Below are 681 nucleotides of genomic sequence, written 5' to 3'. Positions count from 1 at the left end.
AGCCACTTTCCGCTAAAAGCAAATCTAATTCCTTGTGTGTTATTGCTTTTAGGTTTTCCGTTATTTTCTCCGCACTCCAATCCCACCATGCAATTGCTAACAATTTATCTACGACATGTGGCTCAAAACGATGTTTCAAAACCTTTGCGGGATTTCCGCCAACAATGCTATAAGGCGGCACATCTTGTGTTACTACTGACTTACTAGCAACGATTGCACCATCACCAATCGTTATTCCAGGCATAATAGTTGACTCATACCCCAACCAGACGTCATTACCAATTACAGTATCTCCCTTATAAGGTAACTCACCAACTTGTGGGGCTGACGTTTCCCAACCATTGCCAAAAATGAAAAAGGGGTAAGTTGAGAAACCTGACATACTGTGATTTGCACCATTCATAATGAACTTAACGTCTTTAGCAATAGCACAAAATTTTCCAATCTTTAACTTATCCCCAATAAAAGGAAAATGATAAAGCACATTACTTTCAAAATTCTCAGGCCCATTAGGATCGTCGTAATACGTATAATCACCAACTTCAATATTTGGAGACTTAATATAGTTTTTTAGATAGCCGACTTGAGGAAAACCTTTCATTGGCTCTTTATCATTTGGATTTGGACCGTACAAATTAATTTCTCCATATTGGCTCATAACGCCCACCTAAGGGGCTGGCA

General features: G+C 39.1%; 1 protein-coding gene. It reads right to left on the bottom strand.

The annotated features are described in order from the left end of the window. The coding region (locus tag GOU96_RS18020) for a Vat family streptogramin A O-acetyltransferase (protein ID WP_324702110.1) at window positions 1-658 on the bottom strand (658 nt) is incomplete at its 3' end. Window positions 659-681 lie beyond the last annotated feature (23 nt).

Origin of the sequence: Vibrio sp. R-1 (assembly GCF_035615595.1) — a bacterium.
Lineage (GTDB): Bacteria > Pseudomonadota > Gammaproteobacteria > Enterobacterales > Vibrionaceae > Vibrio > Vibrio cholerae.
Note: the sequence above shows the minus strand (reverse complement) of the source record. Positions and strands in the feature narration are given on the sequence as shown.